Origin of the sequence: Acidilutibacter cellobiosedens, assembly GCF_004103715.1 — a bacterium.
Classification (GTDB): Bacteria; Bacillota; Clostridia; order Tissierellales; family Acidilutibacteraceae; genus Acidilutibacter; species Acidilutibacter cellobiosedens.
Genome location: NZ_CP035282.1, coordinates 1,926,968 through 1,939,030, shown reverse-complemented (window position 1 = coordinate 1,939,030; position 12,063 = coordinate 1,926,968). Strand labels below are relative to the sequence as shown.

Here is a 12,063-nt window from a genome sequence, read left to right as displayed (position 1 = left end):
AGGGGGAAGAAAGAATGTTTAATTATTTTGTCAAAAAGATGAAACAAAAAAGAGGATTTACGTTAATTGAATTGGTGGTAGTTATAGCAATACTTGGAATTTTGGCGGCAATAGCAGTGCCCAGATACACAAAATCAAGGAGGAATGCAGCGGTAGCTGCTCACAATGCCAATGTAAAGACTTTGGAAGGTGCGGCAAATTTGGCGATAACCGATGATGAAGCTCTGCCCGAAGGCGGTTGGACAAAGGATACTGAAGAAACGGATGAAGAAGGTGCTGTAGGGTGGAAAGATTATCTTCAGGAGTGGCCGGAAGTTCCGGAATCGGTAAAAAAAGAAATCGATCCGGATACTTACACAGTTACTGTAGAGGAAGATAAAATCAAAGTCGAGCCCGGCTATGCTAAATTAAATGATGACGGAGAAATTGTACTTGATGAAGAAGCTCCTGCTGAATAATATCTGTTAATCAAAGTTTTTAAAGGAGAAAAAAACATGCCTTTAATTATATTTATTTTCGGCACAATAATAGGTTCATTTTTAAATGTATGCGTTTATCGTATACCAAGGGGAGAATCCGTAGTTTTTCCGGGTTCTCATTGTCCCACATGCGGGCATCCTCTTAAATGGTATAATAATATACCCATACTTAGTTTTATATTTCAAAGGGGCAGATGCGGATACTGTAGGGGAAAAATTTCTTTGCAGTATCCCCTTATAGAATTTCTAAACGGAGTTATGTATCTGATATTTTATCATAAATACGGATTGTCTGCGGAATTCATATATTATGGGGCCATTTGCGGTGTCTTAATTGTATTAAGCTCTATTGACTGTTATAGCGGCATTATACCCGACAGATTTATTTTTTTAATCCTTATTTTTTCTATAATATATAAAATATCTCTTTATATATTTTACAGCGTATCTCCTCAATGGTTCAATAGTATTTTAGGCCTATTGGTAGGAGGACTACTTTTCCTGACTATATCCGTTCTGTCCAAAGGAGGAATGGGCGGGGGAGATATTAAATTAATCGGAGCGTTGGGGTTTGCTTTAGGTCTTAAAATGGTATTTTTAAATATATTTTTATCCTTTATTATAGGTGCAATTATATCATTAATGCTTATAGCTTTAAAAAAGAAGGGAAGAAAGGATTCAATCCCCTTCGGACCTTTTATATGTATGGGGTTTCTCATAACATCTCTTTGGGGAGATAAACTGCTTTTGTGGTATATAAATATTTTTTGGGGAAGTAATTAGGAGGAATTTTTTTGAAATTTTTATCTTTGATCAATAAAAATATTATTTCTATGGATATAGGTGCTTATGAAATGAAAATTGTAGAAGGAAGAGAAACACCGAAGGGAATATATATATCAAAATGTTTTTCAGTTTCTACTCCCGAGGGAGCTTATGAAAACGGATATATAAAGGATAAGGAACTTATCTGCTATCTCTTGAAAGAAGGAATGGAACATAATAAGATTAAGGATAGACAAACATATATTACGATTAAGAGTTCTGATATTATATCAAGAGAAGTAATTCTTCCTAACGTATCGGGAGAGGAAATAGACGGTATTTTGAAATATCAGGCTGACGAGTATCTTCCTAAGGATTGTGAAGATTATATTATACAGCATAAGGATATTAAAGTTGTTGAAGATGAAGAAGGTAAAAAGAAGAATATACTTATGATTGCAATTCCCAAGGAAATTGTCGAACAGCATTTAAATCTCATAAAGGAGTTGAACTTAAGGCCGGCTGTATTGGATTATCAGTCGAATTCTGCTGTCAAGGCAATTAATTTTTCAGATAGAGCAAATAACGTTTATAACACAAGGGCAGGTACTATCGCTCTTATTGATATAGGATTTGATTCCACAAATGTAACTATAGTTAAGAATGGAATTATTCAGGTAAGCAGAATAGTAGAAAAAGGCGGCAGATATGTAGATAATAATATGATGAATTTCCTTGGAATAGGAAGAGAAGAATTGAATGAAAAAAAAGAGACTATGGGAGAAATAAGGGATATTGATAATGAATATTCCGATGATAACAGGTTGAAAAATATAATGAAAACTTCAATTGAAAGCATACTTGAGAAGATTGAAGAAGTATTTAAATATTATACTTCGAGGGAAACAGGAAACAAAATCGATATGATATTTATATATGGAGGATACTCTCAAATATCTGGAATGGAAAATATCTTTTCTAATTATTACAGTATTCCTTCGGCAAGAATAGATAGTTTGAATAAGGTGTTTATAAATGAAGAATTGAATAAGTACATTAATTGTATCGGGTTAATAATACGGTTGTCGGGAGAGAAGTGATATGAGAGATTTAAATTTTTTTGAGCCTTATATTGAAAAGAAAAATGAAAGAACCAATAAAATCAATAAGGAAATAATTTTTTATTTTTCCATAGCATTAGTTATAATTTTTACTGCAATATATTCTGTTTCGAATGCCATTAGGGTTAGAAAACTAAGTAGGGAAACACTTCTCCTGAAAGAAAAAGTGGAAGATGAAGGAGCTAAAGAAGAGGTTAAGTACACGGAAAATAAGGAAAAAGAGCTTAAAAGTCAAGAAGAAATTGTTACGGGATTAAATAAAGCCGATGAAAAGATTACTTCAATGGATAAAATAGATAATGCTATATTAGAAAAAATTACGGACAAGATGCCGGACAATCTTTTTCTCACTTCAATAAATATTAATCCTTCTTCCATTGAGATATCGGGAAATTCAAAGAACAGATATCTGATTGCGGATTTTGAACGTGGCTTAAATGAAATAAAGGATTTTAAAAGTATATTTATATCAGATATATCTTCACGGGAAAGTTATTATAATTTTACATTAAATATTCAATTTGAAGGTGTGAAAAATAGTGATGGGGAAAAAAGTACGGAAGGAACAAAGAGGGAATCTCATAAGGACAGTTCCGGCGAGGAAAATTCCCAAGATGAACTTCAAAATAAGCCTGACGGAGAATGAAAGAATACTTTTATCTATATTGGTTTTTTTAATAGTATTTTGGGGAATGTTAAAATTTTTTGTTTTTCCCCAAAGAGATAAAATTTTTATGTTGAATTCAACAAAGGACGAATATACTGATATATTGGATAGGAGAAATGGAATATTCAGAAGAGAAGATAAAACGGAAAAGGAATTGATAACGCTGAAAGAAAATAAAGATGATATATACAGAAAATATTTTCCGTCTTTAGATCAAGCACAGATTTTATATATGCTTAACAATATGATCGAAAATTCTGAGGTTAAAATAAATGATATTTCCTTTAGCCCTTATTCTAAAGAAAAAATTGAAGGTATTACCTTTGATTATGTTGACATATCTATTCCATATGAAGGATATTATGACGGACTTATGGATATTTTGGAAAATATAGGGATAAGTTCTAAAAAGCTGGTTATTACAGGGCTTACAATTGACAAAACAGATAATGATGCGGTAAAAGGGGATATTTTTCTGAGGGCTTACAGTATAGAGGGAAATGATGATGAAAATAAAGATTTTGTTTATATGGAAGAACCTAAAAACAGTTATAAAGAAGATCCCTTTAAATCAGATTTTAATTATGAGAAAATCAAAAATTCTGAGGATCTTTCCGACTCTTTAGAAAACGCAGAAAATTTTTCCGAAATTTCCGGTAATAGCAGCTATCCATATGGAAGCGAAGAAGAAAGCGGAGAACAGAAAGCTAATAAAAAACTTTTAGAAAGCTTTGATGACGGAGAAATATATTTTATGCCTTCCCACGTTGATATCGGGGGAAGAATATCCAAATCCAGCAATTTCAAAGAAGGGAAATACTCTTTAAGACTGGAGTACAATATTTTGGGATCGGAGAAGGAAAACAGAGCTTTTGTGGATTTAACCGATGAAAATATCAAGATTGATTATCCTCCCGATTCTGTCGGGATGTGGGTTTATTCTTACGGATATTCTCCCGTCACGGTGGGAATCAGATTTTCAACTCAGGACGGAGAAAAAATATATACGAATATTTCCAACGGCATAGGGTGGACAGGATGGAAATATGTTGAAGCTAAGCCTCCTTCCGATTTAAAAGTTTATCCTTTAAAGATTGACAGGATATACGTGGAATTAAATGAAAACAAGAATGATTACGGAGTAATACTTATAGATGAATTGGAAGCGAATTACCCTTTAAACCAAGGGCAAAGTGCATCCGAAGATAAAAACACCTTTATATTTTATGTGGTGGAAAAGGGAGATACTTTAGATAAGATATGTGATAAAACACATAGCAACAGAAACAGGAAGAATGATATACTTAAATATAATGAAATATCCGGGGATCAGGATTTGATTCCGGGAAAAATATTGGTACTTCCGGTACAGGATGGAAGGTGAAAAGTGATGAAGAATAAGAAAAGCATTTTGGTGGCAGTATTTTTTATTTTATTTATATTCTTATTTAACGGGATTTCTTATGGAGATTCTGCTGACGAAGAAAATTATACCGAGGCAAGGACAAAAGGATATGAAAGGGGAATTGCCGACGGACGGGAAAAAGCTCTGGAAAATAAATTGAAGAAAATAGATGATGAATATTATAAATATTTGCCTTCTGCTGCAAGCTTAAAGACAAAGTTTAAAAATATTCTGGAAGATGAGAATGATGAGTATTTTCTGTACTTTTCCCAGGGATACTATGAAGGATTTCAGGTTGGATATGAAGAAATACTTAAACCAGACAAAAAAACCGACAAAAGCTCGGATAGTCAAAATGCAGATAATACAGATGGAAAAGACATGGGAGAACTTTTGGGGAAAATATATGGTATAAGGGATTATTATTTAGGCAAGAAGAATAATTATTATCAATCTCTTCCATCAAATTCAGTTATCATATCAATGTTTAATTTATCTTTGGACAGTAGTTCTTACAGGAGTGCTTTTATAAATGATTTCAGAACATTTTTTAAAGAGAAATATGAGGAAAGCTACAGAGAGGCTAATCTGAATAATGTAAAAATATTTTATGAGAATTCATATGATTACGGAAAAGAAATAGGAATGAGAAACGGAGAACAGGCAGGGACTTTTGATTATTATATGGGATATGCCGATGATCCGAATGATCATTATGTTTCTGATTTAAGCATTATACAGAATTTTAACTTGAAGATGGAAAATGAGAAATATATTGATGGGTTTATAGACGGGTACAGAGACGGCTTTAATGAAGGATATGCAAAATCTTATCAGACAGAGGAAAATCAGAATTTATCTCAGAGTTCCTTGACTAAGCTTATTTCTGCAAAGGGAGAAGAAGTAAAAAGCGATAACGGAAAGATAAATGTTAAAATAGAAAAAGGAACTTTTTATGAAGACAGTATATTAAACATCAATACAAACCCGAGAGGAAATTTTTCACTTCCCGATAATATGATTAAGGGGTCTGAAATAGTAAATATAGGATTAAACAATGAATCTGGAGTTTTTAATGATAATAGTAAAGTGAAAATATCCTTTGAATATTACGGGGATGAAAAGGGAGGAATATACAAACTTATCGATAATAATTGGATTTATATTCCAAGCAATATTGAGGAAGACAGTATTTCCGCTCTGGTTTCTCCATCTTCTATAAAGGGAGAAGGAGGAATATTCAGGGTACTGGTAGATAAAAATTTTTCCGGTTTATATGATATAAGGGGACACTGGGCAAGAGATGAAATTACAACATATATTAAAAGAAGATATGTTTTCGGATATTCCGACAATACATTTAAACCGGACAACCCCATAAGAAGGGGAGAGTTTTTAATTATATTGAGCAGAGTATATGATTGGCATCTTCCTGATGATGTTGAAAATATAGAAAAGTTTAAAGATGCAAATTCCATGAAGGGATATGAGAAAGTTATCGGCTATGCCTTGGATAAAGGGTATATAGGAGGCTACAATGACGATACTTTCAGGCCAAATAATTTTATTACTTATGAGGAAATTGATAATATAATGAAGAAACTTATGAATACCGACGGTTTTAAATGGAGAAATATCGCCGATAAAATTCTTTATATTAAAGATACCCGTTCTAAGAGTTACAATAGTATGAAAAGCTATATATCACGGGGAGAAGTTGTATATATGCTTAATATTATCAATGAAGAAAAATATTGAAAAGAAGAAGGAAATTTATGTTTTTTGTAGAAATAGATACTATAAAAAGAAAATTTCTCAAGAAGGGATTTACTTTTATTGAGCTGATAATAGTTATTGCCATATTTTCTCTGATCTTGTTCATTGCTCTGCCTAAATGGGAGACCGCCTTAAGAATAAGAGAAAGAGCCGAAATAAACACTTTTAAAAGGGATTTAATTTATTGCAGGAACAAATCAATAACGGAAGGAAAGATGTATATTGTAAGGCTTGACACAAAGGAGAATTGCTATTCTTTATATAAAGAAGAAATGAAAAAGGAATTGATAAAAAGAGTTTATTTTGAGAGTGGTTTATTGTTATACAGACAAAATTTTCATGACAACCAGATAATATTTAACCCTACGGGTTCACCCTCTCAGGGAGGAACAATCGGATTAAAAAACCGGAGAGAAGAAATTTTTGAGATTACAATTCAACCTGTAACAGGAAAGATCAATATAGAAAGAAAAGAAAGGTAAATATGAAAAGAAAAGGTTTTTTCCTTATAGAAATTCTTTTGGGATTATTCATATTGGGAATTGTAGCCGTCTTTGTTCTTCCCATATTAAATAATGCATTATACAATTTTTCTTTATTGGAACATAAAATGAAAATGAAATATTATGGGGAAACAGTCATAGAGAATATTAAAAGTTATGATTATAAATTAGGTTCCGATTTTTTTATTTTAGATGAAAGCCTTGATAATATAATGGATAAATTTAAACCCGAGGGAAATGCCGAAATATTTCTTCCCTCTGGTTCTGAGAAGAATAAATATCCCTTTACAATCCGTATTTATAAAGAAGAAGGAGTCCTGTGGAAGATTAGAGTGCTGATTTCTCATAATGGGAGAAAAGTTAAGGATGTGGAATATAAATCATATATTATCAAGAAAAGGGAATAAAGGATTTACTCTTATCGAGGTTGTGTTTTCTTTATGTATATGTTCTGTCATTATTTTAACTTTAAGTTATGTTTTAAATCATTATGCAAAGATGAATAGGAAAGTTGAAGAATTGGATGATATGTATTTAAACGGAAGGTATCTCATGGATTATATTGAAGGAGAAATTAAAGATGGGGATAAAATTATATCATCAGAGAAAATTCCCGACCTGAACAGAATAATAAAGAATAATATGGGGTTTGTGATTCAAAGGATCATTGATGCTGATGACAAGGAAGAATATAAATATATTACATATTATCATAAGGAAGAAACCAAAGAAATTATACGTCTGTCGGTTAGCGGAGGAAATGAATATCCTCATGGAAAGAGATTTAAAGAAGGAGGCCATAATTCAATTTGCCAGCATATAAAATCAACTGATACCTATGTAGACTTTGAAAGAAGTATAATTCGGCTTTCCTTTATATTCGACGGAGAGATTAACGATGATTTATTGTTAGAAACTGATATCTTTATAAGATGCCTGAGGGATTATTGATTTGAGGTGTGAAATTGTCTGAGAATAAAGGTTATATAACGATAATTTCGTTATTTGTAATGGCAATACTAATGTTTATGGGAATTTTTCTTTTATATCTTTCTTATTTGGAAAGAATGATTGTTAATTCTGCAATTCAAGCGGATCAATGTTTTTATTCAGGAGAAGGCAAGATTTATTTATGTTTGAATGATGAAAGGTATTATAAAGAAGAAATTCTTCCGAGGATTAAACATTATTTGATTTTTGGAAGAGAGGGTAATTTTCCTAAAGGAAACAGGATAAAGATCGCTGAAGAGGATTTGCTGATTCAAAATGACAATCCTTACGTAACCATGAAAATATCTGAGAAAGACGATAAATTAAGAGGTTGTCTCAACACAAACAGCATATATATAAACTCAAAAAAAAATATAGAAGGATATTTTAATATTTTAAATTCTTTTTATGAAATGGGATTTCCGATTCTTAGGGAAGATCTTTTTGAGGAAGAAGAAAAAGAAGAATTTAATGCTTTTTTATCAGAGACAATAAGAGAATTTGATCATCTGATTGTAGATAATAAAGTAGTGATTAATTCAATTGGAAATGAAAGAATAGATGTTGTTTTTAGTGAGGATGGGCAAAAGGTGTCCGTTGAGTTGTACAGACCAAAAGAAAGATTTCCCCATGAAAGGTTTGTTTTGAATTCGGAAGAATTATTTTTGGTTGTTAAAAGAGAGAAAGGAATACAGCCTTTTGTGAGTATTTTAAATGATTTTTCTGATAAGGACAAAAAGGTCAAAGGGATATTATATGTTCAGGGAAATTTAATTATTAATGATCAAATAAATATAGAGGGCATTTTAATGATTGACGGAGGGGAAATAGTATGTAATTCATTGGGGAAACCATCTGTTAGTGGAATAACTTTTTTAAATGAATATAAGGGACAAATAGATGATTTGTCAGAAAGAATAGAGTTTAGCTTTGATAAGAGGTTAATCAGAAAATTTGGAATTTATATTGATAATTATATAAATCCTAAATTAATAGCTATTAAGGAGAAAAGATAAAATGATAAAATTACATAATTTAATGGAAGACGAAGTGGAATATATAATAGATAAATTGCTAAAGAAAAGAAAAGATGTGTGTAGTTGCGAAAAGTGCAGACTCGATATTGAAGCAATATCGTTAAATAATTTACCGCCTAAGTATGTAGTTACAAAGATGGGAGAGATATATGAGAGGCTGGATATTATGAATTTTCAGTTTGAAGCGGATTTGGTTAAGGAGGTAGAAAAGGCAATACAAATAGTTAAAGATTCTCCTCATCATACGGATATGGAGAGGTAAAAAATATTTTTATTAAATATAGGAAATAATTAATATAGCATAAATTTTAATCTTGTAGGAATTGTTAGGAGTTGTTATAATTAAAATGATATAATTATTTTTTTAACTATTAATTAAAACTATTTATTGCTCCATATAGTGAGATAATTATATATTGCTCGATAAAATTAGAAGTACTAAATTATTCAGGAGATGAAATTTTTAATAGGAGGTTTTTTTATGATTTCTGCAAGTGAATTCAGAAAGGGCGTAACATTTGAAATGGACGGAGATGTATATCAAGTTATTGACTTTCAGCATGTTAAGCCAGGTAAAGGTGCGGCTTTTGTAAGGACAAAAATTAAAAGCGTTATGACAGGTGCAATAAAAGAAATTGCATTTAATCCAAATGATAAATTTCCTAAGGCCCATATTGAAACTAAGGAAATGCAGTATTTATATAATGATGGAGAATTATATTATTTTATGGATAACGAAAGTTATGAACAGATTCCATTAAATAAAGATCAAGTAGAAGAAGCCATAACTTATATTAAGGAAAATGATAGTGCTACAATAAGATTTTATCAGGGAAAGCCTTTTGAAGTTCTTCCGCCGAATTTTGTGGAACTTGTTGTAACTCATACAGAGCCGGGATTAAAGGGAGATACCGCAACAGGTGCCAATAAGCCTGCTACTCTGGAAACAGGAGCCACTGTATTAGTGCCTTTATTTGTAAATGAAGGGGATAAAATTAAAATTGATACAAGAACAGGAGAGTATTTATCAAGAGCTTAGGAAACAATAATATTAAGAAAAAAATATAAGGAGGGGTCAAAATGAAAATGGAACATTTATATGCAAAGGTATCTTATCTAAAGGGATTAGCCGAAGGGATGGAGATTGAAGCAGGGTCAAAAGAGGGCAAAATGATTCTACATATAATTGATGCGTTAGAAGAGTTTGCCGATGCAATCAGTGAATTGAATGATGACCAGTCGGATTTGGAAGAATATGTAGATTATATGGATGAGGATTTGGCAGATGTAGAAGAAAGAATATTCGGATCTGACGACGAAGATTATGATGAAGATTATGATGATGAAGATTATGACGATTTTGAATATGATAATGAAGATGACGATGAAGATGACGAAGAGGAAGAAGATGGAAATGGCTTATATAGTCATGATAAAAACTTTGACGATGAAGAATAAGATTTAATCAAAAAAAATAAAACTCTGAAATAGGGCCCTATTTCAGAGTTTTATTTTTTTTGATTAAATTCATAGCATATTCTTTTTTAAAAGTCATATTTATATATAAAAAGGAGGGACATGTTATGGATAAGAACGGAACGGAAACTTTTAACAGTATTTTAGAATATATTTCACCAGAGTTGAGTAAGAAATTATGGAAAGTTCCAGATTATATAAAAAAAAATGCAGAAGAAATTCGGCTTAGAAAAGAAAAACCTCTTATGATATTTGGAGGAGGAACAGAATATTTTTTAATGAATGAAGGGTCTGTATCTAAAAAAGAAAAAGGCGCACTGATTACAACCCATGAGGATTTGGTCAGAACTTTTCAGCTCATAAGCAGATATTCCGTATATGCCTTTGAAGAAGAAATGAGAAGTGGATTTATAACTTTGAAGGGAGGACATAGGGTAGGAATAGCAGGAAAAACTGTTTATGGGATAAAGGGAATAGAAAGTATCAGGGATATATCTTCTCTTAATATGAGAATCGGCAGAGAAAAGAAAGGTATATCCGATAATATAATGAAATTTATAATAATTCCTCCGGATTCAATTTTTAATACTCTTATCGTTTCTCCTCCTCAATGTGGAAAGACCACTTTATTGAGAGACATGATAAGAAATATCAGTAACGGAATGAAAGAGTACGATTTTAGAGGGTTAAAAGTAGGATTGGTAGACGAAAGATCTGAAATAGGAGGAGTGTACAATGGAGTTGCCCAGAATGATTTGGGAATCAGAACCGATATACTGGACGGTTGTTTGAAAAGTGACGGTATTACGATCCTTATCAGGGCTATGTCACCTCAAGTTGTGGCTACAGACGAATTGGGAGATTATAAGGACATCAATGCCGTTCATGAAGCATTAAAGGCAGGAGTCAAATTGATATCGACCGTTCATGGTAAAGATATAGAAGACCTGCTGTCTAAGAAAAGTTTAAGCTGGATAATCGAAGAAAAGATATTTGAAAGGATAATATTTTTGGATAATTCTAAGGGCGTAGGCACTGTAAGGGACATAGTTGAAGGATATTCTTTTAATTCAGTTCTTAATCGGGAGAAATATTAATATGATTATTTTAAGGATTATAGGAAGTCTTTTAATAGTTACTTCTTCTTCATTAATAGGATATATTTATGGGAAAAAATATTCAGACAGACTCAATAATATCCTACATATGAAGAATTGCATAAGATTGTTGGAGACTGAAATTATATATGGAGCAAATCCTATTCCTGAAGCATTCTTAAATATATATAACAAAGGAAATAAGAAATTTTCATTCATATTTAAATATATAAGAGATTATTTATTTCAAAATAAAAATGCCAATCTGTTGGATGGCTTTTTAAGTGTTGAAGATGTATTGAAGGAAGAACTGTTGTTCAAAAAAGAAGATGTAGAAGTATTTTTATCTTTAGGAAGAATGTTGGGTAATTCCGACAGAAGTGATCAGGAAAAGAATTTTAAACTTATATTTATGGAAATAGGAAATTTGGAAGAAGAAGCAAGAGAAGAAAAGGAAAAAAACGAGAAGGTTTATAAAAATTTAGGATTACTGTTTGGAGTAGCTCTAGTAATTATATTGTTGTAAGGGAGAGAAAAGCATGAATGTGGATTTGATATTTAAAATAGCAAGTATTGGAATTTTATCTGCAGTACTCCATACATTATTGGAGAGAGCGGGGAAAGAAGAATATGCTTATTTAGCGACTTTAGCTGGAGTAATAATAGTATTGGGAGTAGTTATAAATTTAATAAGCAAATTATTTGAAAATGTAAAATCTTTATTTCAACTTTATTAGCTGGGAAGTG

General features: G+C 31.5%; 16 protein-coding genes. All 16 read left to right on the top strand.

The window, feature by feature from the left end:
* Positions 1–14 precede the first annotated feature (14 nt).
* The 16 genes from EQM13_RS18935 to spoIIIAC all read left to right on the top strand — a co-directional run bounded on the left by EQM13_RS18935 (position 15) and on the right by spoIIIAC (position 12,053).
* On the top strand, positions 15–458 hold the full coding sequence (locus tag EQM13_RS18935; protein WP_320052438.1) for a type II secretion system protein: 444 nt from the start codon (positions 15–17) through the stop codon (positions 456–458).
* 36 nt (positions 459–494) lie between these two features.
* Positions 495–1,262, top strand: a complete 768-nt coding sequence (locus EQM13_RS09380) for a prepilin peptidase (RefSeq protein ID WP_128752505.1) — start codon at positions 495–497, stop codon at positions 1,260–1,262.
* A gap of 11 nt (positions 1,263–1,273) precedes the next feature.
* Positions 1,274–2,344, top strand: a complete 1,071-nt coding sequence (gene pilM / locus EQM13_RS09375; RefSeq protein ID WP_128752504.1) for a pilus assembly protein PilM — start codon at positions 1,274–1,276, stop codon at positions 2,342–2,344.
* A 1-nt stretch (position 2,345) separates the two neighbouring features.
* Positions 2,346–3,011 (top strand): PilN domain-containing protein, encoded by a 666-nt coding sequence (locus tag EQM13_RS09370; protein WP_128752503.1) that lies wholly within the window; start codon positions 2,346–2,348, stop codon positions 3,009–3,011.
* On the top strand, positions 2,980–4,416 hold the full coding sequence (locus EQM13_RS09365; protein ID WP_161567208.1) for a LysM peptidoglycan-binding domain-containing protein: 1,437 nt from the start codon (positions 2,980–2,982) through the stop codon (positions 4,414–4,416). The genes EQM13_RS09370 and EQM13_RS09365 overlap by 32 nt, the downstream gene beginning before the upstream one ends.
* A 6-nt stretch (positions 4,417–4,422) precedes the next feature.
* Positions 4,423–6,195, top strand: coding sequence for an S-layer homology domain-containing protein (locus tag EQM13_RS09360; protein WP_071138599.1), 1,773 nt, complete (start codon positions 4,423–4,425; stop codon positions 6,193–6,195).
* Positions 6,196–6,212: 17 nt separating this feature from the next.
* Positions 6,213–6,695: a type II secretion system protein gene (locus tag EQM13_RS09355; protein WP_071138600.1), complete on the top strand. Its 483-nt coding sequence runs from the start codon at positions 6,213–6,215 to the stop codon at positions 6,693–6,695.
* A 2-nt stretch (positions 6,696–6,697) separates the two neighbouring features.
* The gene (locus tag EQM13_RS09350) at positions 6,698–7,123 is read left to right on the top strand and encodes a type II secretion system protein (protein ID WP_071138601.1); all 426 of its coding nucleotides are present in this window, start codon (positions 6,698–6,700) and stop codon (positions 7,121–7,123) included.
* On the top strand, positions 7,083–7,667 hold the full coding sequence (locus EQM13_RS09345) for a prepilin-type N-terminal cleavage/methylation domain-containing protein (RefSeq protein ID WP_071138602.1): 585 nt from the start codon (positions 7,083–7,085) through the stop codon (positions 7,665–7,667). The genes EQM13_RS09350 and EQM13_RS09345 overlap by 41 nt, the downstream gene beginning before the upstream one ends.
* A gap of 14 nt (positions 7,668–7,681) precedes the next feature.
* The gene (locus tag EQM13_RS09340; RefSeq protein ID WP_071138603.1) at positions 7,682–8,722 is read left to right on the top strand and encodes a hypothetical protein; all 1,041 of its coding nucleotides are present in this window, start codon (positions 7,682–7,684) and stop codon (positions 8,720–8,722) included.
* A 1-nt stretch (position 8,723) separates the two neighbouring features.
* Positions 8,724–9,005, top strand: a complete 282-nt coding sequence (locus EQM13_RS09335) for a late competence development ComFB family protein (RefSeq protein WP_071138604.1) — start codon at positions 8,724–8,726, stop codon at positions 9,003–9,005.
* Between the two features lie 219 nt (positions 9,006–9,224).
* Positions 9,225–9,782 (top strand): elongation factor P, encoded by a 558-nt coding sequence (gene efp, locus EQM13_RS09330; RefSeq protein ID WP_071138605.1) that lies wholly within the window; start codon positions 9,225–9,227, stop codon positions 9,780–9,782.
* A 41-nt stretch (positions 9,783–9,823) separates the two neighbouring features.
* Positions 9,824–10,201 carry a CD1247 N-terminal domain-containing protein gene (locus EQM13_RS09325; RefSeq protein ID WP_234958742.1) on the top strand — a complete coding sequence of 126 codons (378 nt, stop codon included), beginning with the start codon at positions 9,824–9,826 and terminating at the stop codon, positions 10,199–10,201.
* A 125-nt stretch (positions 10,202–10,326) separates the two neighbouring features.
* The gene (gene spoIIIAA, locus EQM13_RS09320; RefSeq protein WP_071138606.1) at positions 10,327–11,316 is read left to right on the top strand and encodes a stage III sporulation protein AA; all 990 of its coding nucleotides are present in this window, start codon (positions 10,327–10,329) and stop codon (positions 11,314–11,316) included.
* A gap of 1 nt (position 11,317) precedes the next feature.
* On the top strand, positions 11,318–11,842 hold the full coding sequence (locus EQM13_RS09315) for a stage III sporulation protein AB (protein ID WP_071138607.1): 525 nt from the start codon (positions 11,318–11,320) through the stop codon (positions 11,840–11,842).
* 13 nt (positions 11,843–11,855) lie between these two features.
* On the top strand, positions 11,856–12,053 hold the full coding sequence (gene spoIIIAC / locus EQM13_RS09310; RefSeq protein ID WP_071138608.1) for a stage III sporulation protein AC: 198 nt from the start codon (positions 11,856–11,858) through the stop codon (positions 12,051–12,053).
* Positions 12,054–12,063 lie beyond the last annotated feature (10 nt).

Excerpts from the sequence above, each read along its gene's own strand:
- EQM13_RS18935 (WP_320052438.1), top strand. The coding sequence starts at position 15 with ATGTTTAATTATTTTGTCAAAAAGATGAAACAAAAAAGAGGATTTACG.
- EQM13_RS09380 (WP_128752505.1), top strand. The coding sequence starts at position 495 with ATGCCTTTAATTATATTTATTTTCGGCACAATAATAGGTTCATTTTTA.
- EQM13_RS09370 (WP_128752503.1), top strand. The coding sequence starts at position 2,346 with ATGAGAGATTTAAATTTTTTTGAGCCTTATATTGAAAAGAAAAATGAA.
- EQM13_RS09365 (WP_161567208.1), top strand. The coding sequence starts at position 2,980 with ATGAACTTCAAAATAAGCCTGACGGAGAATGAAAGAATACTTTTATCT.
- EQM13_RS09360 (WP_071138599.1), top strand. The coding sequence starts at position 4,423 with ATGAAGAATAAGAAAAGCATTTTGGTGGCAGTATTTTTTATTTTATTT.
- EQM13_RS09355 (WP_071138600.1), top strand. The coding sequence starts at position 6,213 with ATGTTTTTTGTAGAAATAGATACTATAAAAAGAAAATTTCTCAAGAAG.
- EQM13_RS09350 (WP_071138601.1), top strand. The coding sequence starts at position 6,698 with ATGAAAAGAAAAGGTTTTTTCCTTATAGAAATTCTTTTGGGATTATTC.
- EQM13_RS09345 (WP_071138602.1), top strand. The coding sequence starts at position 7,083 with ATGTGGAATATAAATCATATATTATCAAGAAAAGGGAATAAAGGATTT.
- EQM13_RS09335 (WP_071138604.1), top strand. The coding sequence starts at position 8,724 with ATGATAAAATTACATAATTTAATGGAAGACGAAGTGGAATATATAATA.
- efp (WP_071138605.1), top strand. The coding sequence starts at position 9,225 with ATGATTTCTGCAAGTGAATTCAGAAAGGGCGTAACATTTGAAATGGAC.
- EQM13_RS09325 (WP_234958742.1), top strand. The coding sequence starts at position 9,824 with ATGAAAATGGAACATTTATATGCAAAGGTATCTTATCTAAAGGGATTA.
- spoIIIAA (WP_071138606.1), top strand. The coding sequence starts at position 10,327 with ATGGATAAGAACGGAACGGAAACTTTTAACAGTATTTTAGAATATATT.
- EQM13_RS09315 (WP_071138607.1), top strand. The coding sequence starts at position 11,318 with ATGATTATTTTAAGGATTATAGGAAGTCTTTTAATAGTTACTTCTTCT.
- spoIIIAC (WP_071138608.1), top strand. The coding sequence starts at position 11,856 with ATGAATGTGGATTTGATATTTAAAATAGCAAGTATTGGAATTTTATCT.